Below are 26178 nucleotides of genomic sequence, written 5' to 3'. Positions count from 1 at the left end.
AAAAGCAGAGGCTGATCGCTCAGGTCTCTGCTTTTTTTAATGATTTTCAAATGAACGTTTACTGTTCTTCGACAAACATCGGCCAGTGGACATAACTCTGCCAGTGGCTTTCCTGTTCTAACTCTTCAGCGCGCAGCGGATGCTGTTCCAGCCAGCCCTGCGGCACAATCACACTCAGCTCATCATCATTGGCGCGTAAACGCACCGCAGGCAATGTGTCGTCGCGGCGGCGGCTGGCAAAGATAATCGCCAGTCGCATAATGCGGCAAAGACGCTGAGCCTGACGCGGCGGTACGGCATTTTGCTCATTCAGCAGCGGCAAATCCAGCGTGCCATTCTGATTTTGCAAAAGCGTTGCCAGCAGCTTTTTCTGCGCAGGCGTGAAGCCCGGCAAATCCAGATGACGAATAAGATACGCGGCGTGATGCGGCGCTTTTTTGAAATCGACACTCAGTCCGATTTCGTGGATCAGGCAAGCGCTGTTGAGTAAGTCACGGGCGCGGGCATCCAGTTTCCATTCCTGAGCCACCTGCAGCGAGAAATTCTCTGCCAGCTGAGCGACGCGTTCAGCCTGTTCATTATCGAGCAGGTAACGGCGTTGCAGATTCCGCAGCGTACGCTGACGGATATCCTGTTCAATCGGCAAATGCAGCATGCCGTAAACCAGACCTTCACGCAGCGCGCCGCCAGCGAGTGTCATGGTTTCGATGTTCAGCGTTTTGAAAATGGCGATCAGAATGGACAGTCCGCTGGGGAAAACCAGCGCACGTTCAAGAGTCAGGCCTTCAATCTCCAGCTCTTCCAGTTTGCCGCACTGTATGGCGCGCTGTTTGAGTTGCTGAAGCTTAGGCAACGTGATGCGTTCATCCATGCCCTGAGCGACCATGATTTCCTGCAATGCCTGCACGGTTCCGGAAGCTCCGACGCAAATCTGCCAGCCATTGGCAATCAGCTCTGGTGAAACAGGCATGATCATGTCGATCGCAGCCTGTTCAGCCTGATCGAAGTTTTCTTTGGCCAGATTGCGGTCTGCAAAATAACGCTCAAGCCAGGTCACACAGCCCATGGAAAGACTGAACAGCGTGGTGGCCTGCGCGCCAACACCGGTGACCAGTTCTGTGCTGCCGCCACCAATATCAACAACCAGACGTTTATCCGGGCCGCCCGTCGTATGGGCAACGCCGTGATAAATCAGACGCGCTTCTTCTTCACCGGTGATGACCTGAATCGGACAGCCAAGGATTTCCTGCGCTTTACCCAGAAATTCGTCGGCATTACTGGCAAGCCGCAGCGTTGCGGTAGCAACGACGCGGATTTGGTCGCGGGGGATATCCTGCAATCTTTCAGAAAATAGCTTCAGGCATTGCCATCCGCGCTGCATCGCATCCTGAGAAAGCTGGTTTTGCTTATCCAGACCGGCTGCGAGACGCACTTTGCGCTTAATTCTGGCGAGGGTCTGGATACTGCCTGCCACCTCACGAACAACCAGCATGTGAAAGCTGTTAGAGCCCAGATCAATCGCTGCATACAGTGAGGTGGAGCTTAGCATAGGTTATCAGCCCGGACGTTTACGGTTGCTACGTGGTGCACTGCTGCGACGTGAAGACGAATTGCTGTTGCGACGCGGGCCGTTACCGGTACGCGAGCGGGCAAGACGTTTTGCAGGAGGCAAATCAGTTAACAGCGCATCGCTGTTGTATTTACTGACCGGAATGCTGTGGCCGGTGTACGTTTCAATCGCCGGCAGATTCAGGGCATATTCTTCACAGGCCAGGCTGATGGAATGACCGCTAAGTCCCGCGCGACCGGTACGGCCAATGCGGTGTACGTAGTCTTCACAGTCGTCAGGCAGGTCATAGTTAAAGACGTGCGTTACGGCAGGAATGTGCAAACCACGGGCAGCAACGTCAGTCGCCACCAAAATATCGATCGTGCCTTTGGTGAAATCTTCCAGAACGCGCAGACGTTTTTTCTGCGGAACGTCGCCGGTCAGCAAGCCAACGCGATGACCATCGGCAGCCAGATGGCCCCAGACGTCTTCACAGCGGTGTTTGGTGTTCGCGAAGATAATGCAACGGTCTGGCCATTCTTCTTCAATCAGCGTCTGTAACAGGCGCATTTTTTCTTCGTTTGAAGGATAGAACAGTTCTTCCTGAATACGGTGACCGGTTTTTTGTTCCGGTTCGATTTCAATCGACTCGGCATTGTTCATGTTTTCGAACGCCAGTTCTTTCACACGATAGGAAAGGGTTGCTGAGAACAGCATGTTCAGGCGTTGATTAGCAGGTGGCATCCGGCGGAACAACCAGCGGATATCTTTGATGAAGCCCAGATCGAACATGCGGTCTGCTTCATCCAGCACCACTACCTGGATTGCGCCCAGGTCGATATGGTTCTGTTTAGTGTAATCGATTAAACGGCCAGTGGTTCCGATCAGGATGTCCACGCCGCTCTCCAGCACTTTAAGCTGTTTGTCGTAACCGTCGCCGCCATAGGCCAGACCTAGTTTCAGTCCGGTAGATTCAGATAATGCTTCGGCGTCGGAATGGATCTGCACCGCGAGTTCACGCGTAGGTGCCATGATCAAGGCACGCGGCTGGTTAGTCTGACGACCTTCCGCAGCAGGGTGAGAAAGCAGATAATGGAAAGTAGACGCTAGAAAAGCCAGCGTCTTGCCGGTACCGGTTTGCGCCTGACCTGCAACATCACGCCCAGCGAGCGTGATCGGCAATGCCAATGCCTGAATAGGCGTGCAGTAATGGAACCCTTTCTTTTCAAGGGCTTCTACTGCCAGCGGGTGCAGGGCGAAGTCGGAAAACTTCTGTTCGGTCAAGTGTGTTTTGCTCATAGTGTGGTAGAATATCAGCTAACTATTGCTTTACGAAAGCGTATCCGGTGAAATAAAGTCAACCTGATGTTGGTTAATGCTACATCAACAAGGTAAAGATAATCCTTTGGAGTAAACATGAGCGATAAAATTATTCACCTGACCGATGACAGTTTCGACAACGACGTATTGAAAGCCGAAGGGCTGGTGCTGGTCGATTTTTGGGCAGAGTGGTGCGGACCATGCAAAATGATCGCTCCAATTCTGGATGAAATTGCCACTGAGTTCGAAGGCAAGCTGACCATCGCGAAACTGAATATCGATGAAAACCCAGGTACTGCACCTAAATACGGCATCCGTGGTATTCCTACCCTGCTGTTATTTAAAGGCGGCGAAGTCGCAGCAACTAAAGTTGGCGCACTGTCGAAAGGTCAGCTGAAAGAGTTCTTAACAGCTAATCTGTAATAGGTCCGGATGACCCAAGCCAGGTGTTTAGCGGGCTGCCGTGTTTTTCACATTGTCCGCTAGACGCCTGTCAAGAAGCGTGCTAAGTTTACGCTTACTGCAAATAGAGCTTACCTGTAGTTTGATTCTTACGTTTTACTCTGTTGTGTCAAAAACATCTGCCTATAAAGTTTCTTTGAATAATAATTAAATTGAACTGGCACTGTGCTTGACCATCTAACGGTTTTGACAAAATCGGCTTTAAGACACCTTCAATATCAGCATTACCCCTCAAGAATCGCCCGCGTGCGACTGCCTGCGGCTGGATTTCTGGGCTGTTATTTAAGTGTCATACAATAAACAGGCATGGATGACCCTGCCATACCCATTCACGACAGATGTTCGAGACATACCCCGAGTTTAAGAACCCACCATTATGAATCTTACCGAATTAAAGAATACGCCGGTCTCTGACCTGATTGCACTCGGCGAAAATATGGGACTGGAAAACCAGGCCCGCATGCGCAAGCAAGACATTATCTTTTCAATATTGAAGCAGCATGCGAAAAGCGGAGAAGACATCTTCGGTGATGGCGTACTGGAGATATTGCAGGATGGATTTGGTTTCCTCCGCTCCGGAGACAGTTCCTACCTCGCAGGCCCCGACGACATCTACGTATCACCAAGCCAAATCCGCCGCTTCAACCTTCGCACTGGCGACACCATTTCCGGTAAAATCCGCCCACCTAAAGAAGGTGAACGTTATTTTGCCCTGTTGAAAGTTAACGAAGTTAACTACGACAAACCCGAAAACGCCCGCAGCAAAATCCTGTTCGAAAACTTAACCCCTCTGCATGCAAATTCACGTCTGCGTATGGAACGTGGTAACGGTTCAACAGAAGATTTGACCGCTCGCGTACTCGACTTAGCCTCTCCGATTGGCCGTGGCCAACGTGGTCTGATTGTTGCACCGCCGAAAGCCGGTAAAACCATGCTGCTGCAAAACATCGCGACCAGCATTGCGTACAACCATCCTGATTGCGTACTGATGGTTCTGCTGATTGACGAACGTCCGGAAGAAGTGACCGAGATGCAACGTCTGGTAAAAGGCGAAGTTATCGCTTCTACCTTTGACGAACCGGCATCCCGTCACGTGCAGGTAGCCGAAATGGTTATCGAGAAGGCGAAGCGTCTGGTTGAGCATAAGAAAGACGTGATCATTTTGCTGGACTCTATCACCCGTCTGGCGCGTGCCTACAACACCGTGGTTCCAGCGTCAGGTAAAGTCCTGACCGGTGGTGTGGACGCCAACGCCCTGCACCGTCCGAAACGTTTCTTCGGTGCTGCACGTAACGTGGAAGAGGGTGGAAGCCTGACTATCATCGCTACGGCGCTGGTCGATACCGGTTCTAAAATGGATGAAGTTATCTATGAAGAATTCAAAGGTACCGGCAACATGGAACTGCATCTGGCGCGTAAAATCGCTGAAAAACGTGTATTCCCTGCGATTGACTACAACCGCTCAGGTACCCGTAAAGAAGAGCTGCTGACCACGTCTGAAGAGCTGCAAAAAATGTGGATCCTGCGCAAAATCATTCATCCGATGGGTGAGATTGATGCGATGGAATTCCTCATTAACAAGCTCGCCATGACCAAAACCAATGACGACTTCTTCGACATGATGAAACGGTCGTAATTTGGTGTAAAACTCAGTCTAACGCCACGCTCAGTCGTGGCGTTTTTTGCTTTTGGTAGCTACCATAATGCTACTTTGGAAAGATGGTCAGACTATTCGGATAATAGCTGATGGTTTTTCACATGCCCTTTCTTTACTTTGTCGGTAGATTGCCCGAGAAATGGCAGCAGATAAGGTCTTGCCCGAGACAAAACCATAACTGTCACCATAGGATATGATTTAAGGCTGTGAGGTTTATGATGTTTTCCATTCCCCGCACCTTATTTTTGCAGAAGAGATCTCTTAACTGTGAATTTACTCAATATGAGTACTGAGCTAGCTGTTGTCTTCGTATTTTCATTCCTCTTTTTGTTCGTTGCCCGGAAGGTTGCGAATAAAATAGGACTCGTTGATAAACCCAATTTTCGTAAACGTCACCAGGGGTTGATCCCGCTGGTGGGCGGCATTTCTGTCTATGCAGGCGTTTGCTTTGCCTTTCTGATCACCAATTACACCATTCCACATGGCAAGCTTTATCTTGCCTGCGCCGGTTTGCTGGTGCTCGTCGGTGCGCTGGACGACCGTTACGATATCAGTGTCAAAACCCGTGCCATGGTTCAGGCCGTCGTCGCTATCGCGATGATGAGTTTCGCTAACCTCGATCTGCGCAGCCTCGGCCATCTGATTGGCCCGTGGGAAATGGTATTAGGTCCGTTTGGCTATCTCATCACATTGTTTGCCGTATGGGCCGCTATCAATGCCTTTAATATGGTCGATGGTATCGACGGATTACTGGGCGGTCTGTCTTGTGTCAGCTTCGGCTCATTAGGCATCATCATGTATGACAGCGGGCATATGGAGCTGGCGCTCTGGTGCTTTGCGATGATTGCCGCCATCGTTCCTTATATTTTGCTCAATCTGGGTGTTTTGGGGCCGCGCTATAAAGTCTTTATGGGCGATGCGGGCAGCACGCTGATTGGTTTCACCGTGATTTGGATCCTTTTGCAAAGTACGCAAGGCGAATCCCATCCGATGAATCCGGTGACCGCGCTGTGGCTTATCGCCATTCCGCTGATGGACATGGTTGCCATCATGTACCGCCGCTTGCGCAAAGGAATGAGCCCGTTCTCTGCTGACCGCCAGCACATTCATCATTTGATCATGCGGGCAGGTTTTACTTCCCGGCAGGCCTTTGTTCTGATCACATTAGCGGCAGCGCTCCTCGCGGGCATCGGCGTGATTGGCGAGCACCTGAGTTTCGTCCCCGAATGGGTCATGCTGGCCTTATTTTTTGTTGCCTTCCTGTTGTATGGCATCTGCATCAAGCACGCCTGGCGTGTGGCGCGGTTTATTAAACGTATTAAAAGGCGTTTGCGCCGTTCCTCTAATCAATAATCACTCTCTTAAGCAGGGGCATACTGGCTGTGGATAAACCAGAAATGATCAGAAACCAGAACGAACACGACATCGAGAATGAACTCGATATTCGCGGCCTGTGCTGCACGCTATGGAACGGTAAATTCTGGATTGCTGGCCTGGCGATACTGTTTGCTTTGGTGGCACTGGGTTCATCTTATCTGATGAAACAGGAGTGGAGTTCCACGGCGATTACTGACCGCCCGACAGTAAATAATCTGTCTTCCTATTTCTCCCAGGCGCAGTTCCTGCGCAATTTAGATATCCGTAATGCGCCGCAATCGGACGTTAACCGTCCGGCGATTTCTGATGAGGCGTATAACGAGTTTGTTATGCAGCTGGCAGCGTACGACACACGCCGCGATTTCTGGATGCAAAGTCCTTATTACAAGCAGCGTCAGGAGAATGACCCGCGTGCCGATGCCGTTCTGCTCGATGAACTGATCAACGACATTCAGTTTACGGCGCGTGATGCGGCAAAAGTGCCGAATGATATTGTTAAGCTGACAGCGGAAAACGCCACCGACGCCAATAAGCTGCTGCGTCAGTATGTTGATTTCGCCAGTCATCGCGCGGCACAGCATTTATATGATGAACTGGAAGGCGCATGGGCGGCTCGTACACAGTCCATGAAAGCCCAGGTGAAGCGTCAGGAAGCCGTGGCGCAGGCTGTTTTCGCCCGCACGACAAACACCACTGAACAGGCACTTAAGATAGCTCAGCAGCAAAATATCAATAAAAGCGTGACCGATACGCCTGCCGAAGAACTGCCGAATTCCGATATGTTCCTGCTGGGCGTGCCGATGTTGAAAGCCCGTCTGGAATTATTGCAGGCTTCAGGTCCGGGGTTTGATCTTGATTACGACCAGAACCGCGCGATGCTTTCAACACTGAATGTCGGCCCTACGCCCACCGCGAAATTCCAGACCTATCGTTATCTGAGAACGCCGGAAGAGCCAGTAAAACGTGACAGTCCCCGCAGGGTATTACTGATGATTATGTGGGGCATTGTCGGTGGTCTTATCGGGGCTGGCGTGGCCCTGACTCGCCGTAAAAATAAGAGAAACACATTGTGAAAGTGTTGACGATTTTCGGCACCCGTCCGGAAGCCATTAAAATGGCCCCGCTGGTGCTCGCTTTGTCGCAGGATGCGGCATTTGAATCCAAAGTTTGTGTCACGGCCCAGCACCGTGAAATGCTCGACCAGGTATTACGCCTCTTTGAAATTACACCGGATTATGATCTTAACGTCATGAAACCGGGGCAGGGGCTGACGGAAATTACCAGCCGCATCCTGACCGGGCTGAAGCCTGTGCTGGATGAATTCCAGCCTGATGTTGTTCTGGTGCATGGCGACACGACGACGACATTGTCGGCTAGCCTTGCTGCGTTTTATCACCAGATCCCTGTCGGTCATGTTGAGGCCGGATTGCGTACCGGCGATCTCTCTTCTCCCTGGCCGGAAGAAGGCAACCGTCTGCTGACCGGGCATCTGGCTAAGTGGCATTTCGCACCGACGGAAAACGCCCGCGCAAATTTGCAGCAGGAAAATATTGCTCCGCAGGGCATTTTTGTCACCGGCAATACCGTGATTGATGCGCTGCTGTGGGTGCGTGATCGCTTTAGCAGTGATGCGTCGCTGGCTCAGCAACTGGCGGATAGCTACCCGTTCCTTGATGCCGCTAAAAAGCTGATTCTGGTCACCGGCCACCGTCGTGAAAGTTTCGGGGAAGGCTTTGAGCGCATCTGCTCGGCTTTAGCGGACATCGCCCGTCAGCATCCCGACGTACAAATCGTTTATCCGGTCCATCTCAATCCGAACGTCAGTGAACCGGTGAACCGCATTCTGCAAGGCATTGATAATATTGTTCTGATTGATCCGCAGGATTATCTGCCGTTTGTCTATCTGATGGATAAAGCGTATCTGATCCTCACCGATTCCGGTGGCGTGCAGGAAGAAGCACCGTCGCTGGGCAAGCCCGTGCTGGTGATGCGTGAAACTACCGAACGCCCGGAAGCGGTTGATGCCGGAACGGTGCGGCTGGTAGGGACAGATCCCGCTAAAATAGTAGAGGAAGTGAATCGCCTGCTGAACGATGAAAACGAATACAACAGCATGAGCCGGGCGCACAATCCTTACGGTGACGGGCATGCCTGTCGCCACATTCTTGACGCTTTGAAAAATCATTGGGTATCACAATGAGTTTTGACACTATTTCTGTTATTGGCCTGGGTTACATCGGTTTACCTACCGCCGCCGCTTTCGCCTCCCGTCAGAAAAAAGTGGTGGGTGTGGATATCAATCAGCACGCCGTGGAAACCATTAACCGCGGCGCTATCCATATTGTTGAGCCAGACCTTGATGTGCTGGTAAAGCGTGCGGTTGAAGACGGTTTCCTGCGCGCAACGACGCAGCCTGAACCGGCTGATGCGTTCCTGATTGCCGTACCGACGCCATTTAAGGGCGATCATTTGCCGGATATGAAATTCGTCGAATCTGCCGCCCGCTCGCTGGCGCCGGTTCTGAAAAAAGGCGATCTGATTATTCTGGAATCCACTTCACCGGTCGGTGCGACAGAGCAAATGGCGCAGTGGCTGGCAGAAGCCCGCCCTGATCTGAGCTTCCCTCAGCAGGCCGGCGAGCAGTCTGATATCAACGTCGCCTACTGTCCTGAACGTGTTTTGCCTGGGCAGGTGATGGTTGAGCTGATTAAAAATGACCGCGTGATTGGCGGCATGACTTCGGTGTGTTCACAGCGAGCCAGTGACTTGTATAACATTTTCCTCGAAGGCGAATGTGTGATCACCCATTCCCGCACCGCTGAAATGTGCAAGCTGACCGAAAACAGTTTCCGTGACGTGAATATTGCCTTTGCGAACGAGCTGTCGCTGATTTGTGATGCGCAGGGGATTAACGTCTGGGAACTGATTAGTCTGGCGAACCGCCATCCGCGCGTGAATATTTTACAACCCGGTCCGGGTGTCGGCGGCCACTGTATCGCAGTTGATCCGTGGTTTATCGTGGCACAAAACCCTGAGCTGGCGCGCATGATCCGCACGGCGCGTGAAGTGAACGACAGCAAACCGCACTGGGTCGTTGACCGTGTGAAAGCGGCGCTGGCGGATTGCCTTACCGTGACCGGCAAGCGTGCTGCTGATATCAAAATCGCCTGCTTCGGGCTGGCTTTTAAACCGAATATTGACGATCTCCGCGAAAGTCCGGCAGTTGAAGTGACCCATCTGATTGCTGACTGGCATTCAGGTGAAACCTGGGCGGTTGAACCTAACGTGCATCAGCTTCCGGCGTCACTCGCGGACAAAGTCACGCTACAGCCTGTTGATCGTGCGCTGAAAGAAGCCGATCTGCTGGTGATGCTGGTCGATCATAAATCGTTTAAAGCGATCCCCGCCGATCAGATCCAGCAGTCCTGGATTGTGGATACCAAAGGCGTATGGCGATAAACCAGCCGTTGCGCGGCGTGCTTGAACCGCTGGTCTGGGAGAGTGAATTCTTCGGGCTGAAAAGCGCGCGACTGACACCGGACACCACAGCGACTGGCATCACGACACAGGCGCTGGATGACTATGCGCTGGTGCAGGCGAAAGTGGATGCGTCAGAAACGCACACGCTGGATGCGCTTTCGGCGCTGGGTTTCCGGCTGGCAGAAGGTGAAACGGACATTTGCGTGACGGTGACGCCGCAGGATAACGCGCTGGCGGCCGGGCGTCTGGCCATTCCGGAAGACATTGCCGGTGTGACCGCAATTGCCCGTCAGGCATTTCGCCTCAGTCGTTTTCGCGCACCCTGGTATCAGCCGGATGACAGCGCACGTTTTTACACGATGTGGGCAGAAAAAGCGGTTCTCGGCACCTTTGATCACCTTTGCCTGTGGGCAGACGATGAACAGGGCAACGAACTGGGTTTTGTCACGCTGCGACGTCTGTCCGAAGATGACGTAAGAATCGGCCTGCTGGCTGTCAGACCTGAGTGTCAGGGGCAGGGAGCGGGCAAAAAGTTAATGGTGGCTGCGAAAAAATGGTGTGCTGAACAAGGCGTGTCGCGATTGTATGTCGCCACCCAAACCGGCAATCTCGCGGCCTTGAATCTTTATCTCGCCAGCGGTGGCAAAGTCACCCGCACGGCGTACTGGTTGTACAGGTGAAACGATGATCCCTTTTAATGCGCCACCGATTGTGGGTACTGAAATTGATTTCATGCGCGAGGCGATGAGCAGCGGCAAACTGTGTGGCGATGGCGGATTTACCCTGCGCTGCCAGAAGTGGTTTGAACAACGTTTTAACTGCCCGAAAGTGTTGCTGACGCCATCCTGTACCGCTTCTCTGGAAATGGCGGCGTTATTGCTCGATATCCATCCCGGCGACGAAGTGATCATGCCGAGCTTCACCTTTGTCTCGACCGCTAATGCGTTCGTGCTGCGTGGTGCCAAAATCGTGTTTGTTGATGTCCGTCCGGACACCATGAATATCGACGAAACCCTGATTGAAGCGGCGATCACTGAGAAAACGAAAGTCATTGTTCCCGTGCATTACGCCGGTGTGGCTTGTGAAATGGACACCATTATGGCGCTGGCCGAAAAGCATCGTCTGTTTGTGGTGGAAGATGCGGCGCAGGGCGTGATGTCGACTTATAAAGGCAAAGCGTTGGGCACTATAGGTCATATCGGCTGTTTCAGTTTTCACGAAACCAAAAATTACACTGCGGGTGGCGAAGGCGGGGCAACGCTGATTAACGATCCGGCGCTGATTGACCGCGCTGAAATCATTCGCGAAAAAGGCACTAACCGCAGTCAGTTCTTCCGCGGGCAGGTGGATAAATACACCTGGCGTGATATCGGTTCCAGTTATCTGATGTCCGATTTACAGGCCGCGTATCTGTGGGGAAATCTCGATGCCGCTGAAAAGATTAACCAGCGCCGTCTGAGCATCTGGAATGAGTATTACGAAGCGTTGCAGGATCTGGCCGACGCTGGCCGCGTTCAGTTGCCTTCAGTTCCGCAAGATTGCGTGCAAAACGCCCACATGTTCTATGTCCGCCTGAACGATATCGAAGACCGCGACGCGTTTATTCGTCACATGAAAGCGGCGGATATCCTGACTGTATTCCATTACATCCCGCTGCACGCCTGTCCGGCGGGTGAAGATTTTGGTCGTTTCTCTGGTGTCGATCGTTTCACGACCAAAGAAAGTGAACGTCTGGTGCGACTGCCGTTGTTCTACAACATGACCGACGACACGCAGCGCACGGTGATTGCGGCCATGCTGCAATATTTCGCCTGATATGTCGCTGGCAAAAGCGTCCGTCTGGACCGCTGGTTCCACGCTGATTAAAATCGGTGCCGGGCTGCTGGTGGTGAAACTGCTGGCGGTGGCTTTCGGGCCTGATGGTGTGGGGCAGGCGGGGAATTTCCGCCAGCTGGTGACAGTATTGGGCGTGCTTTCCGGTGCCGGAATTTTCAACGGCGTTACCAAATACGTCGCTGAACATCATGAAAACCCGGAGCGGTTACAAGCCGTTCTCGGCACGTCTTCCACGCTGATTTTAGGTTTCTCGACGGTGCTGGCGGCCGTTTTCCTGCTGGCCGCCGGACCGGTGAGTATCGCGCTGTTCGGCCATGACCGCTATCAGGCAGTCGTCCGCTTTGTGGCTTTTATTCAGATGGGCATCGCCTACGCCAACTATTTTCAGGCCATCCTGAGAGGCTACCGTGATGCCATGGGCAACGCGCTGGCGGTGATCGGCGGCAGCCTGATAGGTCTTCTGGCCTATCTGCTGTGCTTTAAGCTGGGCGGCTACGAAGGCGCTTTGGCCGGGCTGGCGCTGGTGCCGGCGCTGGTGATCCTGCCTGCGGGCGGTATGTTGTGGCGGCGAAAATCCTTCCCGCTGCATTATTTAAAGCCGGGCTGGGATCGCTTTATCGCCAGCCATCTGGGCAAATTTACGCTGATGGCGCTGATCACCTCCGTTACCTTACCGGTGGCGTATGTGATGATGCGAAATCTGCTGGCGGAGCATTACAGCTGGAAAGATGTGGGGATCTGGCAGGGTGTCAGCAGCATTTCCGATGCCTATTTACAGTTCATTACCGCCTCTTTCAGCGTGTATCTGTTACCGACGTTATCGCGCCTGACCGATAAACGCGATGTCACTCGCGAGATTGTGAAATCGCTGAAATTCGTTTTGCCAGCGGTTGCGGCGGTCAGTTTTACCGTCTGGCTGCTGCGCGACTTCGCTATCTGGCTGCTGTTTTCAAAACAATTTATCGCGATGCGCGATTTGTTTGCGTGGCAACTGGTCGGCGATGTGCTGAAAGTCGGCTCGTATGTTTTTGGGTATCTGGTGATCGCCAGAGCGTCATTGCGCTTTTACGTGCTGACTGAAATCAGCCAGTTCGCGTTACTGACGGGATTCTCTCACTGGCTGATCCCGATACACGGTTCTCTTGGCGCTGCACAGGCCTATATGGCGACCTACATCGTCTATTTCACCCTGTGTTGCACCGTATTTGTTATCTATCGTAGACGAGCATGACAACGCTGATTCACGTTCTGGGATCTGACATTCCCCACCATAATGTCACCGTACTGCGCTTTTTTAATGATGTACTGGCCGAATGCGCGCCGGAAAAGCTGATTTGTCATTTTATGGTCGCGGCGGCGGATGCATCAGCGTTTGCTGAGTTCACGCGTCTGGATATTCGCGTTTATCCGGATAAAAAGACGCTGGCGGCGGCGGTGATTTCCCGCGCGCAGGAACGCACACATCACTTTTTCTTCCACGGCCAGTTTAATCCGACACTCTGGCTGGCATTGCTGACCGGCAAAATTAAGGCACGACAGGTCAGCTGGCATATCTGGGGCGCAGACCTTTATGAATCGGCAGGCGGTCTGAAATTCCGTCTGTTCTATCTGATGCGTCGTCTGGCGCAGGGCCGTATCGGGCATGTTTTCGCCACCCGCGGTGACTTGATCCACTTCCATCAGCGCCATCCCCGCGTGCCTTCTTCGTTGCTGTATTTCCCGACGCGGATGGATCCGGCGCTCACGCAGCTTGCGGATTTGCCCGAGCCCGAAGGGCCGATGACGGTTCTGGTCGGTAACTCCGGCGATCGCACTAACCGGCATATTGAAGCGCTGCGTTCGTTGCATCAGCAGTTCGGAGCCGATATCCGGGTGATTATCCCGATGGGCTATCCGGCCAATAACCAGACTTACATTGAGCAGGTTCGCGCTGAGGCATTAAAACTTTTTGCGCCTGAAAACGTTGAACTGATGACCGGCGCGATGGCGTTTGACGACTATCTCAACGTGCTGCGCCGCTGTTCGCTGGGGTATTTTATTTTCGACCGCCAGCAGGGCATTGGGACGCAATGTCTGCTTATCCAGTTCGGCGTGCCGTTCGTCGTCAGCCTTCAGAATCCATTCTGGCAGGATCTGGCTGAGCAGCATTTGCCGGTGCTGTTTTACGGCGATGCGCTGGATGCCAGAACAGTGGCGGAAGCACGACGCCAGTTGCTGAGCGCTGATCGCCAAAATATCGCCTTTTTTAATCCGAATTACATCGCGGGCTGGCAGCAGGCCTTGCAGCTGGCGGCGGGAGACGCATCATGACGCTGACACAGCTCGGTGGCTTGTCACTGGTGTATGCGTTCTCGCTGCTGTTCATTCTGACGCTGACGTATAAAGAGTTTCGCCGCGTGCGCTTTAACTTCAACGTCTTGTTTTCGCTGCTCTATCTGCTGACGTTCTATTTCGGTTTTCCTCTGACTTGTCTGCTGGTTTTCCAGTTTGATGTAAAAGTGGTGCCGGTCGAAAACCTGTTGCAGGCCATGCTGGCCGCCACCTGTTTCTACGGCATTTATTACGTCAGCTATAAAACACGGCTGAAGGCAAAACGTGACGGGCCTTCACGCCCGCTGTTTACCATGAACCGGGTGGAAACCCATCTCACCTGGATGTTGCTGGCGCTGATTGCGGTGGTGACGGTTTCTATTTTCTTTGCGCATAACGGCTTTTTGCTGTTTAAGCTCAAGTCGTACAGCCAGATATTCTCCAGCGATGTGTCCGGCGTGGCGCTCAAGCGTTTCTTCTACTTCTTTATTCCGGCCATGCTGGTGGTCTTTTTCCTTAAACCCGACGTGCGCCGCTGGCTGTTTTTCCTCGCCAGTACGGTGGCGTTTGGCTTCCTGACGTATGTCATCGTCGGCGGAACCCGTGCCAATATCATTATCGCGTTCGCCCTGTTTCTGTTTATTGGCATTGTTCGCGGCTGGATCAGCTTATGGATGCTGGCGGCGGCGGGCGTGCTGGGTATCGTCGGCATGTTCTGGCTGGCGCTTAAACGCTACGGTCTGAACGTCAGCGGTCCGGAGGCCATTTATACCTTCCTTTATCTGACGCGCGATACCTTCTCGCCGTGGGAGAATCTGGGGCTGTTGCTGCAAAACTACGACAAAATCAGTTTTCAGGGACTGGCACCGATTGTGCGTGATTTCTACGTCTTTATCCCCGGCTGGCTGTGGCACGATCGTCCGGGCGTGGTGCTTAACTCGGCCAACTATTTCACCTGGGAAGTGCTGGATAACCATTCCGGTCTGGCGATTTCCCCGACGCTGATTGGCTCGCTGGTGGTGATGGGCGGCGTGTGGTTTATCCCGCTGGGCGCTGTCGCCGTCGGTATGATCATCAAATGGTTCGACTGGTTGTACGAAAAAGGCAAAGCAGACACCAACCGCTACAAAGCCGCCATCCTGCAAAGTTTTTGCTTCGGTGCGGTCTTTAATATGATTGTGCTGGCCCGTGAAGGCGTGGATTCCTTCTTTTCGCGGGTGGTCTTCTTCTGTGTCGTTTTCGGCGCATGTCTGGTGGTGGCCAAATTGTTGTACTGGATGTTTGACGCCGCCGGGCTGATACGTGCCAAAATACCCCGCAGAAAAAAACTCATGGAGCCGCTGGCGGTAAGGAAGAATCATGAATCTGGAGAATAACATTCCGCAATACGATATCCGCGGGATCCGCCTTTGGGGCTTTCGTAATATGGCGCATTTTCTCGATTACCTTTTTGCCGGTCACAAGGTGAAAACCGGTGCGCTGGTGGCGATAAATGCCGAGAAAGTGCTGACCGTCGAAAGTAATCCGGAAATGAGTGAGCTGATTGGCCGCGCTGAATACAAATATCCTGACGGTATCAGCATTGTGCGGGCCATCCGCCGTAAATACCCGCAGGCGCAGGTTTCCCGTATCGCCGGTGCCGATCTCTGGGAAGGCCTGATGGAGCGCGCCGGTCGTGAAGGAACGCCGGTCTTTCTGATTGGCGGCAAACCTGAAGTTCTGGAACAAACGGAAGAAAAGCTGCGCACGCAGTGGAACGTCAATATTGTCGGCAGCCAGAATGGCTACTTCACGCCGGAGCAGCGTGGCTCGTTATTCGAACGCGTCAGAGGCAGCGGGGCAGCGATTGTGACGGTGGCGATGGGCTCGCCGAAACAGGAAATCCTGATGCGTGATTGTCGTCTGGTTCATCCGGATGCGCTCTATATGGGCATCGGAGGCACCTACGACGTTTTCACCGGCCACGTGAAACGGGCGCCAAAAATCTGGCAAAACATGGGGCTGGAATGGCTCTATCGTCTAATTTTGCAGCCAAGCCGTTTGCGTCGTCAGCTCAAACTGCTCAAATTCGTCCGTTATTACTACACCGGTCGTCTGTAACGAATCCGCCGTTCTGAATCTTCAGGACGGCGCGTCACCTCTCATTTCTTCACTTCTCTTGCCTGTGTTTCCTGTCCGCTTTGCATATCAGTGCTTATCTTTCTCAATAGGCGTTTGCAACTCGTCGGAAAATACGGAACCATAACGCCGTTTTTCCGCCCTATACGGGCATCATCACAATAAAAATAACATTCCGCTCCTTCCGGAAGGCAAACACAACGAGAGAGAAATTGAGGATCTATGGAGAATAAAGAAGAAAAGGGTGGGCTACACCGGGGGCTGGAGGCGAGACATATTGAGCTGATCGCTCTGGGCGGTACCATCGGTGTCGGATTATTCATGGGCGCGGCGAGCACCCTGAAATGGGCCGGGCCGTCAGTGTTACTGGCGTACATTCTGGCTGGTGTGTTCGTCTTCTTTATCATGCGTTCGATGGGTGAAATGCTCCATCTGGAGCCGGTGGCCGGTTCGTTTGCAGTGTATGCGCATAAATATCTCGGGCCGTATTACGGTTATCTTACCGCGTGGAGTTACTGGTTCATGTGGATAGCGGTGGGGATTTCCGAAATCACCGCGATTGGCGTTTACGCGCAATACTGGTTCCCGGATTTACCGCAGTGGATCCCCGCGCTGGCGGCTGTGGCGATTGTTGCTGCGGCAAACCTCGCGGCTGTGAAACTCTATGGCGAAATGGAGTTCTGGTTTGCGCTGATCAAAATCACCACCATCATTGTGATGATCGTAGTCGGGCTGGCGGTGATTTTCTTCGGATTTGGTAATCACGGCGAACCGGTGGGGTTTGCGAACCTGACCGCGCACGGCGGCTTCTTTGCCGGCGGCTGGAAAGGCTTCCTGTTTGCGCTGTGTATTGTCGTGGCATCCTATCAGGGCGTGGAACTGGTGGGTATCACCGCCGGTGAAGCCAAAAACCCGCAGGTTACCCTCAAACGCGCCATCAATAACATCCTGTGGCGTATCCTGATTTTCTACGTTGGCGCGATTTTCGTTATCATCACCATCTTCCCGTGGAACGAAATGGGCTCGCACGGCAGTCCGTTCGTGCTGACCTTTGCGAAGATTGGTATCGCTTCAGCGGCGGGTATTATCAACTTTGTGGTGCTGACAGCGGCACTGTCGGGTTGTAACAGCGGCATGTATAGCTGCGGACGCATGCTGTATGCGTTGTCTCAGAATCGTCAGTTGCCAGCTTTCCTGAGCAATGTATCTAAAAGCGGTGTGCCGGTTTACGGCATTGCGATCACGATTTTGTGTCTGCTGGTCGGTTCGTGCCTGAACTACATCATTCCGAATCCTGAGAAAGTATTTGTGTACGTTTACAGCGCCAGCGTATTGCCGGGCATGGTGCCGTGGTTTGTGGTGCTGATCAGCCAGCTGCGTTTTCGTGATGCGCATAAAGAGAAACTGAAAAACCATCCGTTTAAATCGATTCTCTTTCCTTATACCAACTATCTGACGCTGCTTTTCCTGGCGTGTGTGCTGGTCGGTATGGCGATTAATCCGGATACCCGCGTTTCATTGCTGGTGGGTGGGATTTTCATCGCGGCGGTGTCGCTGATATACTTCGGCCTCGGCATGCACAAACGTGCCGCGCTGACGTCGGAAAAACTAAAATAACGCCGTAAGTCATGGGTGGGGAAGGGAAGGCGCTTACTTTTAATGCGTATTGGATAAAGCGTAATCAAACGCAATATTTCTGAAAAAAAGCACTAGACAGCCAAGCGTTAAAACCGTAGTATCCCCACCCGCAACGGCGCTAAGCGCCCGTAGCTCAGCTGGATAGAGCGCTGCCCTCCGGAGGCAGAGGTCTCAGGTTCGAATCCTGTCGGGCGCACCATTTAGTATGCGCTAGAGTTGCGGTGAAATGTTAAAGTCTGACAGTTCACGTTAGTAGTTAGAGATATGGTGGCTATAGCTCAGTTGGTAGAGCCCTGGATTGTGATTCCAGTTGTCGTGGGTTCGAGCCCCATTAGCCACCCCACTCTAAAAATGATTTTGTGATTGTGACATGCGATGGTGGCGGAATTGGTAGACGCGCTAGCTTCAGGTGTTAGTGTCCTTCGGATGTGAGGGTTCGAGTCCCTCCCTTCGCACCACACACAAATTTCATTTAAATGATGCAGTTAGCATCAGAAAGTAGTAAGATGCACGACATCGGCGAGTAGCGCAGCTTGGTAGCGCAACTGGTTTGGGACCAGTGGGTCGGAGGTTCGAATCCTCTCTCGCCGACCACATTCGAAGAAACCTGCTTTTTTAAAGCAGGTTTTTTTTCGCCTGTAGTAAAAGAGGATGAGAACCTCCGAAGGAGGTTTGAGCCGAGCGAAGCGAGACAACGTTGCTTTAGCAACGACCCGCAGGGCAAGCATCGAAGATGCGCGTCATCCTCTCTCGCCGACCACATTCGAAGAAACCTGCTTTTTTAAAGCAGGTTTTTTTTCGTCTGGAGTTTCTCAACTCACCCTGTTGTTTATCCGCGACATTCCGCTGTATGCCTGTCTCTGTCAGGAGACACGTATCTTATTGATAAATATAGACTCATATAAGCTGACATTCATACGTCGTCCACTGACGACAGAATGGGGGATTATCGGACGGTCTCTGACATCTCTGAAAATGGGTGCTGATACGTAATAAAAATAAAGTTGTTAATTATCAGTAGAATAAAAAATTATTAACAGACCCTTGCCATCCTGGCACGCGTCCTGCAATATTCCCGCCGTAGATGCTCATTCCACCTATTATGTTTGCTCCGGCTTCATAAACCTGGGAATGACGCAGAGCCAATTTACAGTGCCTATTGTCATCCTGACCGATAACGCGCAAGCGCTATCATCCAGAAGGCAAAACGTTGAGTGAGGCACTAAATCTGTTGTCCTGGACCTGATTGTTTTAGACACCTGCCCATACGCAGGTGTTTTTTTTTGCCCATACCCGTCATCCTTTGAGCAGCCAATGCATCTGCAGCTCAAATGATTTGGGGTATAAGTATTGAGACATAAAAAAGGCTCCCGAAGGAGCCTTTAGCAGACAGCAATTTTCTTACGGTTGCTGTGAATTATTCAGTGTCAGCATCAATCCTTCACGGCGCATCTCAGCCGCTTCAGCCGGTTTGTGCAGCTTATCCAGCGCATCGGCCAGCCACGCATAATCATACGCGTCAGGGCGTTGTTTCAGCGCTTCACGGAACGCTTCGCTGGCCTGCTGCCATTCACCGTGTTTCATCAGCAACTGACCGAGCGTGCTGCTCAGCAGCGGCGTAGTGCCGTTTTGCTTAATGAGCTGACGCAAAGTCTTTTCAAGCTGCTCAGGATTACCTGAACGCAGTTTCGGCATCAGCGCAACCAGACGGTCGTCATACTGACGCTTCAGTCCGTCGAGGATCACTTCCTGCGCCAGATCCTGATCGTTGCATTCAATCAGATGCGTTGCCATCGCCACCTGCAATGCCACTTCATGTCGGGTTTTGCGGCTCTGATCTTTCCACCAGCGTTTCAGGCCTTCGCTGCCTTCTTCCGCCATCAGCTGATTCATCATGCCGATATAAGCCTGTTCCTGAAGAACGCGGATTTCATCGTCATTACGGACGCCGGCTTTAGCCATCGACGGTAGTATTTCCAGCAGTGAACCGTAGGCACCTGTACGCAGATAAGCCTGTTCCGCCAGACGTAACACTTCCGGATGACGTGGCGACTGGCCGAGCAAACGGTCAACGCCATGGCGCGCGGCATGGATTTCGCCCTGCGCCAGCTGAATGCGTACTCGGGTAATATCCACCGGCATCTGGTCGGTGTCGGCAATTTCCGCCGCACGCTCCAGATACTGATTAGTGCGGATGTCATCGCCACGCTGCTGCGCCGCTTCTGCTGCCAGTAAATAGTTCACCACGGGTTGTTCGGCATGATCAGCATTGCGTGCCAGCAGTTTCTCCATCTGGCGATGATCGCCTTCTGCCAGTTTGAGCATCGCAGCCTTAGTTTGCTTACGCGCTTTAGAGCTTTTACGCCCGGCAAACCAGCCGCGGGTACGCGCACCGGTACGCAGAATGCGTCGCAGGATCCATTCAATAAAGAACAGCACTAGAATCAGCACGATCAGCATGATAACTAAACCGGTGACGCTGGTTTCAATGTTGTAGTTATCGGTCTGGATCAGCACATAACCCTGATGACCGGCCAGCATCGGGCCGACAATAATCCCGGCAAACACAATCAGGAATAACACGAAGACTCGTAACATGCGTTATTCCCCCTGCGTGGCGGCGGCGGGCTGCTGGAGCAGGTTACGCACGCGGGTCTGCATCAGTTTTTCCAGCATCGGCTGGCTTTTCAGCTCGTCCGGTACATCCATTGAAATGGATTGCTGACTGAGATTATCCAGTTCTTCCAGGAAAGCTTTGGTTGACGGGTCAGACGTATCAAAATAGGCGCGAACCCAGGTCGATACGCTTTCCAGTGACTGCTTGTAAACTTCATCCTGATGACGCGGAACGGCCTGTGCGGCAATCAGCAAACGTGAGCGGATATTTTCGCGCAGATACACATCCTGATTTGGCGCCAGCAGCGGTTCTGCGCTGGTATCACGACGGCGGATGGTAATGAAGTCATCCATAAAGTTGTGCCAGCTTTTGGTCAGGTTCTGACGCCATTCGGTCAGCGAACCGGAAAGGCTTGAGCTGTCGTTGTCCATCGGGGAATCATCGGTGTCATTGTCGGCCAGACGCAGGTTATCCACCTGATTTGACAGCTGATTCAGCTTGAGAATGATACCGTCGAAATCGACCTGTGCGACGGCAGAAAGGCTGCCTACGTCTTCGTTCAGCGCACGACGCACGTCAATCAGGCTCGGGTCATTCATGTCCGCGAGGCTGGCATCGGCACTTTTCAGCAAAGCGGCGGCGGTGGTGACATCCTGATCGCTCCACAGTTTGCGACCTGCCAGTTTCACCAGATAATCGGCCTGAGCCAGTAACCAGGTTTTGGCATCGCTGCCGGAAATGCTGGCGACTTTATCTTGTAATTCATTCAGCTGACGACCAAACGACGCCTGCTGGCGATCAGCGGCCTGCTGAGTCTTATCCTGCTGAGCGAGCAGGGAAGCGATTTGCTGCTTATCCTGTTGCTGGCTTTTTTGCAGGGCATCAAGCTGTTCGGAAAGCGCCGCATTGGCTGCGGCCTGCGCCAGCGATTGCTGGTGGCCGTGATAGTAAAGACCTGCACCAAGCGCGATCACTAATACAATCGCAATAGCGCCTAATACCGGCGCGGTACGTTGCTTTTTACGCAGCGTTTTCAGCTCCTGGTCACGTTCTGAAGCGTCTGGCTGGGGGCTCTCAACCGCTGGGGAGATCACAACGTTCTCATCCGGCGCGGAAGGATTTTTTTGTTCCGTCATTTTGGCACATCCCTTAGTCAGGTAGTTGTAATGCGCGGATCAGCGCATCATTGTCTGCATTTTCTGCAACCCTAATTGCGCTCCAGCCAAGCTGGCGGGCGAGGGTTGCCAAACGTTCACTGACCACCACCAGGTTACAGCGCAGTAACCATGAATTTCGATAGTATTCAGGAACTAACTGGTACAACTGTTGCAGCATTTCTCCGCTGGTCACGACCAGCGTATCAATTCCGGCGCGTTGCCAGAGTGCGCTCTGTTCGCTGGCATCGTAGTAAACCGGGCTGCGCTGATAACATTCGCAGTAGGTCACTTCAACGCCGCGTTCCGTGAGCGTTTCGGCCAGCAATTCCCTTCCGCCATTGCCCCGCAATATCAGCGCTTTTTTGCCCTGAATGCGCTGCAACGCCGGGAGATTCAATAGCGTCTCGCTGGTTTCACCCTCCTGCGGATAGATAACCGGGAGACTGCTGGCACGATGAAACAGCAGGCCTGTGGTGCGGCCAATCGCATAATAGCTGACGTTATCCGGCCAGTGGGTGGCAGACTGACGTAATGCGCGATCGGCGTAGTTCACGGCATGTTGAGAGAGTACAAACACCAGATCCTGCTGATTTAATGAGGATAGCAGGTTCGGCAGCATTGCGAGCTGGTTCCCTGGCGCAAATTCAATCAACGGGGAATGAAAGGCTACCCGGCCCAGTGTACGCAGCCGGTTGACCAGCATTTCTCCTGCCGGAGAGGGGCGGGTAACCAGAATGGTCATCGTGGGGCGTTCCCCTGATAGACCTCTTGCAGAATTTCCCGTGCGCCGTTGGCCAGCAGCTCTTCGGCCAGCTCCACGCCCATACTGTATGCATCTGCGGCCGGACCGCGACGTTCGCCGGAGACCATCTGGCTGCCATCGGGTGCGCCAACCAGCGCGCGAAGCCACAGGTCGTCGCCATTGAGTTCCGCGTAGCTGCCAATCGGCACCTGACAACCGCCTTCGAGGCGCATATTCATGGCGCGTTCAGCCTCAACGCGTACCGTAGTTTCGCGGTGAGCCAGTGGCGCGAGTAATTCGCGGGTGATGTGATCGTCGAGACGGCATTCGATACCGACGGCACCTTGTCCGACTGCGGGCAGGCACTCTTCCGGCGTCAGCGCCGTACGGATACGGTTCTCAAGACCCAGACGTTTCAGGCCTGCGACGGCCAGAATAATGGCGTCGTATTCGCCGTTATCGAGTTTGGATAAGCGCGTGCCCACGTTGCCGCGCAGATCGCGGATCACCAGATCCGGACGCTTCTGGCGCAACTGGCACTGACGGCGCAGACTGGATGTCCCGACAATACTGCCGTGGGGCAGATCCGCCAGACTGGCGTATTGATTTGAGACGAAAGCGTCGCGCGGGTCTTCGCGCTCACAAATTGTGACCAGTCCCAGACCTTCCGGGAATTCAACCGGCACATCTTTCATGGAATGCACGGCAATATCCGCGCGCCCATCGAGCATTGCCAGTTCGAGTTCTTTGACGAACAAACCTTTGCCGCCCACTTTGGCCAGCGGGGTATCTAAAATGATATCGCCCTTGGTGACCATTGGGACCAGTTCCACCTGTAAACCGGGGTGACAGGCCATCAGCTGGCTTTGAACATATTGTGCCTGCCACAGAGCCAGCGGGCTCTGGCGGGTGGCAATTCGAATGATTTTGTCTAACATGTTTGTTACCGTTTAACTGTCTCTGCGACCATCCTACCACTGACAATAGAAAGCTGTCAGCGTAAGAAGCCATTCGTAAAAGAAGGTTAACGGTCACTGAGGGGAATTGTTCCTTTGCGGAACAGACGGTAAAATCCAGAGAAGCGGAAGAGTAATTGTGGTGCGTTACTTTCTTTACGGTCAATCAGCAAGGTGTTAAATTGATCACGTTTCCAGCAATTATTCGTCAACTATTTGCACAATTTCGATTGTTCAAAGCATAAGCATCACGATAAATGACGGATTTGGAACGGGGTTATTTCCAGACACTGTATAATCAGGCGAAACGTCTTGTACCTCTACATCGAGACATTGAAGCAAAGATTGGATGCGATCAACCAGTTACGAGTCGATCGTGCGCTGGCAGCCATGGGTCCTGCGTTTCAACAGGTCTACACGCTGCTTCCTGTCTTTTTACATCAACATCACCCTCTGATGCCGGGATACCTTGAAGGTAAGGTTCCGCATGGTATCTGTATTTTCACGCCTGATGAATCCCAGCAAACCTATCTGAATGACCTGGAAGAGAAATGGGGCAGCCCGCTTGAGCCCATGGTGAAAGGCGAATTGCCTGTCACCGGCATCTATTCCATGGGCAGTACCTCCTCAATCGGTCAGAGCCAAAGTTCTGATCTGGATATCTGGGTCTGCCATCAGTCCTGGCTCGATAACGAAGAACGCAACCGCTTACAGCAAAAATGCAGCCTGTTAGAAAAATGGGCGGCCTCGCTGGGCGTGGAAGTCAGCTTCTTCCTGATCGACGAAAACCGTTTCCGCCATAACGAAAGTGGCAGCCTGGGCGGCGAAGACTGCGGTTCAACGCAGCACATCTTATTGCTCGACGAATTCTATCGCACCGCGGTGCGCATGGCCGGTAAGCGTATTCTGTGGAATATGGTGCCGGGCGAAGAAGAAGCGCATTACGACGAATACGTCCTTTCGCTTTACTCGCAGGGCGCCCTGACGCCAAATGAATGGCTGGATCTGGGCGGCCTGAGTACGCTCTCGGCGGAAGAGTATTTCGGCGCGAGCCTGTGGCAGCTGTATAAAAGTATCGATTCGCCTTATAAAGCGGTGCTCAAAACGCTGTTGCTGGAAGCCTATTCGTGGGAATACCCGCAAACCCAGTTGCTGGCGATGGACATTAAACAGCGTCTGCATCAGGGCGAAATCGTCTGCTTCGGGCTTGATTCCTATTGTATGATGCTCGACCGCGTGACCCGCTATCTCACCCAGATTGAAGACACCACCCGCCTTGATTTAGTCCGCCGCTGTTTCTATTTAAAAGTCTGCGAAAAATTGTCCCGCGCACGGGCATCGGTCGGCTGGCGTCGTGAAATTCTCAGTCAGCTGGTGGCGGAATGGGGCTGGGACGAAGAGCGTCTGGCTATTCTGGATAACCGGGCGAACTGGAAAATCGAACGTGTGCGCGAAGCACATAACGAACTGCTTGATGCCATGATGCAAAGCTATCGCAACCTGATCCGCTTTGCCCGTCGCAACAATTTAAGCGTCAGTGCCAGCCCGCAGGATATCGGCGTGCTGACCCGTAAGTTGTACGCCGCTTTCGAAGCGCTGCCGGGCAAAGTCACGCTGGTGAACCCGCAGATTTCACCTGACCTGTCTGAGAACGATTTAACCTTTATTCATGTGCCGATTGGCCGTGCTAACCGCACAGGCTGGTATCTGTATAACCAGTCGCCGTCGATGGAATCTATCGTCAGCCATCAGCCGCTGGAATATAACCGTTATCTGAACAAGCTGGTGGCGTGGGCCTATTTCAACGGCCTGCTGACGTCGACTACGCGTCTGCACATCAAAAGCGGCGGTCTGTGTGATATCGCTAAACTGCGCGAACTGGTGGCGGATGTGTCGCATCACTTCCCGCTGCGACTGGCCGCACCGACGCCGAAAGCGTTGTACAGCCCGTGTGAGATCCGCCACTTAGCGATTATCGTCAATCTGGAACACGATCCGACCGCGGCCTTCCGTAATCAGGTCGTGCATTTTGATTTCCGTAAACTGGATGTTTTCAGTTTCGGGCAGAATCAGGAATGTATGGTCGGCAGTATCGACCTGCTTTACCGCAACTCGTGGAACGAGGTGCGTACGCTGCATTTCAGCGGTGAACAGGCGGTGCTGGAAGCGCTGAAAACTATTCTGGGCAAAATGCATCAGGACGCCGCACCGCCGGAGTCGGTGGAAGTGTTCTGCTACAGCCAGCATTTGCGCGGCCTTATCCGCACGCGCGTTCAGCAACTGGTGTCGGAGTGCATCGAACTTCGCCTTTCAAGCAAACGTCTCGAACCTGGCCGTTTCAAAGCCGTGCGCGTTGCCGGACAAACCTGGGGTCTGTTCTTCGAACGCCTGAGTGTTTCCGTGCAGAAGCTGGAAAACGCCATTGAGTTCTACGGTGCGATCTCCAACAACAAACTGCACGGATTGTCGGTGAAATTGCAGACTGACCAGGCACATCTTCCGGCGGTCATTGACGGCTACGCCAGCGAAGGGATCATTCAGTTCTTCTTCGAAGACAGTTCCGACGACATCGGTTTCAACATCTACATTCTGGATGAGTCGAACCGCGTCGAGGTTTATCACCATTGTGAAGGCAGTAAAGAAGATCTGGTGCGTGACGTCAGCCGCTTCTACTCTTCCTCGCATGACCGGTTTACTTACGGCTCAAGCTTCATCAACTTTAACCTGCCGCAGTTCTACCAGATTGTGTCCCTTGATGAGCGCATTCAGGTGATCCCGTTTCGCAGCAATGCGTTATCTGCGGCCTGCGCGCCTTTGCCTGAAACTGAAGTCGAACCTTCCCGGTTGAAACAGCAATTTCAGTTGCATTAGAAAAGTTGTCCCAATCCCGGACACGCGGCAGAATATCTGGCTTTCCTTCTCTTTAAACCCTGAAAATGTGCCCGTGTGTTTTATCGAT

20 protein-coding genes, 4 tRNA genes and 1 other RNA gene are annotated in these 26178 nt (G+C 52.9%); 19 read left to right on the top strand and 6 right to left on the bottom strand.

Going from position 1 to position 26178, the window contains the following annotated elements:
- Window positions 1-58 precede the first annotated feature (58 nt).
- The gene (gene gppA, locus ACJY2G_RS18395) at window positions 59-1549 is read right to left on the bottom strand and encodes a guanosine-5'-triphosphate,3'-diphosphate diphosphatase (protein ID WP_439291983.1); all 1491 of its coding nucleotides are present in this window, start codon (window positions 1547-1549) and stop codon (window positions 59-61) included.
- Between the two features lie 6 nt (window positions 1550-1555).
- Window positions 1556-2848: an ATP-dependent RNA helicase RhlB gene (gene rhlB, locus ACJY2G_RS18390; protein WP_112290300.1), complete on the bottom strand. Its 1293-nt coding sequence runs from the start codon at window positions 2846-2848 to the stop codon at window positions 1556-1558.
- A gap of 117 nt (window positions 2849-2965) precedes the next feature.
- Between rhlB and trxA the strand changes: the two genes are divergently transcribed.
- From trxA to ACJY2G_RS18300, 18 genes are all read left to right on the top strand, one after another.
- Window positions 2966-3292: a thioredoxin TrxA gene (gene trxA, locus ACJY2G_RS18385; protein WP_013577537.1), complete on the top strand. Its 327-nt coding sequence runs from the start codon at window positions 2966-2968 to the stop codon at window positions 3290-3292.
- Window positions 3293-3707: 415 nt separating this feature from the next.
- On the top strand, window positions 3708-4967 hold the full coding sequence (rho, locus tag ACJY2G_RS18380; RefSeq protein ID WP_013577536.1) for a transcription termination factor Rho: 1260 nt from the start codon (window positions 3708-3710) through the stop codon (window positions 4965-4967).
- A gap of 288 nt (window positions 4968-5255) precedes the next feature.
- A complete protein-coding gene (gene wecA / locus ACJY2G_RS18375; RefSeq protein WP_113878106.1) occupies window positions 5256-6341 on the top strand; it encodes a UDP-N-acetylglucosamine--undecaprenyl-phosphate N-acetylglucosaminephosphotransferase in 1086 nt (361 codons plus the stop codon).
- Window positions 6342-6385: 44 nt separating this feature from the next.
- Window positions 6386-7438, top strand: a complete 1053-nt coding sequence (gene wzzE, locus ACJY2G_RS18370) for an ECA polysaccharide chain length modulation protein (protein WP_439291982.1) — start codon at window positions 6386-6388, stop codon at window positions 7436-7438.
- On the top strand, window positions 7435-8565 hold the full coding sequence (wecB, locus tag ACJY2G_RS18365) for a non-hydrolyzing UDP-N-acetylglucosamine 2-epimerase (protein WP_113878105.1): 1131 nt from the start codon (window positions 7435-7437) through the stop codon (window positions 8563-8565). The genes wzzE and wecB overlap by 4 nt, the downstream gene beginning before the upstream one ends.
- Window positions 8562-9824 carry a UDP-N-acetyl-D-mannosamine dehydrogenase gene (wecC, locus tag ACJY2G_RS18360; RefSeq protein ID WP_113878104.1) on the top strand — a complete coding sequence of 421 codons (1263 nt, stop codon included), beginning with the start codon at window positions 8562-8564 and terminating at the stop codon, window positions 9822-9824. The genes wecB and wecC overlap by 4 nt, the downstream gene beginning before the upstream one ends.
- Window positions 9815-10525 (top strand): dTDP-4-amino-4,6-dideoxy-D-galactose acyltransferase, encoded by a 711-nt coding sequence (rffC, locus tag ACJY2G_RS18355; RefSeq protein WP_192878660.1) that lies wholly within the window; start codon window positions 9815-9817, stop codon window positions 10523-10525. The genes wecC and rffC overlap by 10 nt, the downstream gene beginning before the upstream one ends.
- Before the next feature lie 4 nt (window positions 10526-10529).
- The gene (rffA, locus tag ACJY2G_RS18350; protein WP_113878102.1) at window positions 10530-11660 is read left to right on the top strand and encodes a dTDP-4-amino-4,6-dideoxygalactose transaminase; all 1131 of its coding nucleotides are present in this window, start codon (window positions 10530-10532) and stop codon (window positions 11658-11660) included.
- Between the two features lies 1 nt (window position 11661).
- Window positions 11662-12912, top strand: coding sequence for a lipid III flippase WzxE (gene wzxE, locus ACJY2G_RS18345; RefSeq protein WP_439291981.1), 1251 nt, complete (start codon window positions 11662-11664; stop codon window positions 12910-12912).
- The gene (locus tag ACJY2G_RS18340; RefSeq protein ID WP_439291980.1) at window positions 12909-13991 is read left to right on the top strand and encodes a TDP-N-acetylfucosamine:lipid II N-acetylfucosaminyltransferase; all 1083 of its coding nucleotides are present in this window, start codon (window positions 12909-12911) and stop codon (window positions 13989-13991) included. The genes wzxE and ACJY2G_RS18340 overlap by 4 nt, the downstream gene beginning before the upstream one ends.
- A complete protein-coding gene (gene wzyE, locus ACJY2G_RS18335; protein WP_430320595.1) occupies window positions 13988-15367 on the top strand; it encodes an ECA oligosaccharide polymerase in 1380 nt (459 codons plus the stop codon). The genes ACJY2G_RS18340 and wzyE overlap by 4 nt, the downstream gene beginning before the upstream one ends.
- Window positions 15351-16091 (top strand): lipopolysaccharide N-acetylmannosaminouronosyltransferase, encoded by a 741-nt coding sequence (gene wecG / locus ACJY2G_RS18330; protein ID WP_430320594.1) that lies wholly within the window; start codon window positions 15351-15353, stop codon window positions 16089-16091. The genes wzyE and wecG overlap by 17 nt, the downstream gene beginning before the upstream one ends.
- A 240-nt stretch (window positions 16092-16331) precedes the next feature.
- Complete coding sequence (gene thrP, locus ACJY2G_RS18325; RefSeq protein ID WP_112290315.1) at window positions 16332-17726, top strand: bifunctional threonine/serine APC transporter ThrP; 1395 nt, start codon at window positions 16332-16334, stop codon at window positions 17724-17726.
- Between the two features lie 143 nt (window positions 17727-17869).
- A tRNA-Arg gene (locus ACJY2G_RS18320) sits at window positions 17870-17946 on the top strand.
- A 68-nt stretch (window positions 17947-18014) separates the two neighbouring features.
- Window positions 18015-18090 (top strand) — tRNA-His (locus ACJY2G_RS18315).
- 29 nt (window positions 18091-18119) lie between these two features.
- Window positions 18120-18205: transfer RNA gene (locus tag ACJY2G_RS18310), tRNA-Leu, on the top strand.
- A 59-nt stretch (window positions 18206-18264) separates the two neighbouring features.
- Window positions 18265-18341: transfer RNA gene (locus ACJY2G_RS18305), tRNA-Pro, on the top strand.
- 36 nt (window positions 18342-18377) lie between these two features.
- Window positions 18378-18507, top strand: a non-coding RNA gene (locus tag ACJY2G_RS18300) — RtT sRNA.
- Window positions 18508-19148: 641 nt separating this feature from the next.
- Here ACJY2G_RS18300 and hemY read toward each other — a convergent pair.
- The 4 genes from hemY to hemC are packed head-to-tail and all read right to left on the bottom strand — an operon-like array spanning window position 19149 to window position 23201.
- Window positions 19149-20345, bottom strand: a complete 1197-nt coding sequence (gene hemY, locus ACJY2G_RS18295) for a protoheme IX biogenesis protein HemY (RefSeq protein WP_113878096.1) — start codon at window positions 20343-20345, stop codon at window positions 19149-19151.
- Window positions 20346-20348: 3 nt separating this feature from the next.
- On the bottom strand, window positions 20349-21500 hold the full coding sequence (hemX, locus tag ACJY2G_RS18290) for a uroporphyrinogen-III C-methyltransferase (protein WP_112290275.1): 1152 nt from the start codon (window positions 21498-21500) through the stop codon (window positions 20349-20351).
- Window positions 21501-21513: 13 nt separating this feature from the next.
- The gene (hemD, locus tag ACJY2G_RS18285; RefSeq protein ID WP_430320593.1) at window positions 21514-22263 is read right to left on the bottom strand and encodes a uroporphyrinogen-III synthase; all 750 of its coding nucleotides are present in this window, start codon (window positions 22261-22263) and stop codon (window positions 21514-21516) included.
- The gene (hemC, locus tag ACJY2G_RS18280) at window positions 22260-23201 is read right to left on the bottom strand and encodes a hydroxymethylbilane synthase (RefSeq protein ID WP_430320592.1); all 942 of its coding nucleotides are present in this window, start codon (window positions 23199-23201) and stop codon (window positions 22260-22262) included. Before hemC ends, hemD begins: the two co-directional genes overlap by 4 nt.
- 330 nt (window positions 23202-23531) lie before the next feature.
- Here hemC and ACJY2G_RS18275 point away from each other — a divergent pair, with 330 nt between their 5' ends.
- A complete protein-coding gene (locus ACJY2G_RS18275) occupies window positions 23532-26090 on the top strand; it encodes a class I adenylate cyclase (protein ID WP_120162800.1) in 2559 nt (852 codons plus the stop codon).
- Window positions 26091-26178: the final 88 nt, after the last annotated feature.

It is taken from the genome of Rahnella sp. ATs2, assembly GCF_051851855.1.
GTDB lineage: Bacteria > Pseudomonadota > Gammaproteobacteria > Enterobacterales > Enterobacteriaceae > Rahnella > Rahnella variigena.
This window is presented reverse-complemented; position numbering and strand designations above follow the sequence as displayed.

Bases quoted from the DNA above. Each gene is read 5' to 3' on its own strand.
- gppA (WP_439291983.1), bottom strand. From the start codon at position 1,549: ATGCTAAGCTCCACCTCACTGTATGCAGCGATTGATCTGGGCTCTAAC.
- rhlB (WP_112290300.1), bottom strand. From the start codon at position 2,848: ATGAGCAAAACACACTTGACCGAACAGAAGTTTTCCGACTTCGCCCTG.
- trxA (WP_013577537.1), top strand. From the start codon at position 2,966: ATGAGCGATAAAATTATTCACCTGACCGATGACAGTTTCGACAACGAC.
- rho (WP_013577536.1), top strand. From the start codon at position 3,708: ATGAATCTTACCGAATTAAAGAATACGCCGGTCTCTGACCTGATTGCA.
- wzzE (WP_439291982.1), top strand. From the start codon at position 6,386: ATGATCAGAAACCAGAACGAACACGACATCGAGAATGAACTCGATATT.
- wecC (WP_113878104.1), top strand. From the start codon at position 8,562: ATGAGTTTTGACACTATTTCTGTTATTGGCCTGGGTTACATCGGTTTA.
- rffC (WP_192878660.1), top strand. From the start codon at position 9,815: ATGGCGATAAACCAGCCGTTGCGCGGCGTGCTTGAACCGCTGGTCTGG.
- rffA (WP_113878102.1), top strand. From the start codon at position 10,530: ATGATCCCTTTTAATGCGCCACCGATTGTGGGTACTGAAATTGATTTC.
- wzxE (WP_439291981.1), top strand. From the start codon at position 11,662: ATGTCGCTGGCAAAAGCGTCCGTCTGGACCGCTGGTTCCACGCTGATT.
- ACJY2G_RS18340 (WP_439291980.1), top strand. From the start codon at position 12,909: ATGACAACGCTGATTCACGTTCTGGGATCTGACATTCCCCACCATAAT.
- wzyE (WP_430320595.1), top strand. From the start codon at position 13,988: ATGACGCTGACACAGCTCGGTGGCTTGTCACTGGTGTATGCGTTCTCG.
- wecG (WP_430320594.1), top strand. From the start codon at position 15,351: ATGAATCTGGAGAATAACATTCCGCAATACGATATCCGCGGGATCCGC.
- thrP (WP_112290315.1), top strand. From the start codon at position 16,332: ATGGAGAATAAAGAAGAAAAGGGTGGGCTACACCGGGGGCTGGAGGCG.
- hemY (WP_113878096.1), bottom strand. From the start codon at position 20,345: ATGTTACGAGTCTTCGTGTTATTCCTGATTGTGTTTGCCGGGATTATT.
- hemX (WP_112290275.1), bottom strand. From the start codon at position 21,500: ATGACGGAACAAAAAAATCCTTCCGCGCCGGATGAGAACGTTGTGATC.
- hemD (WP_430320593.1), bottom strand. From the start codon at position 22,263: ATGACCATTCTGGTTACCCGCCCCTCTCCGGCAGGAGAAATGCTGGTC.
- hemC (WP_430320592.1), bottom strand. From the start codon at position 23,201: ATGTTAGACAAAATCATTCGAATTGCCACCCGCCAGAGCCCGCTGGCT.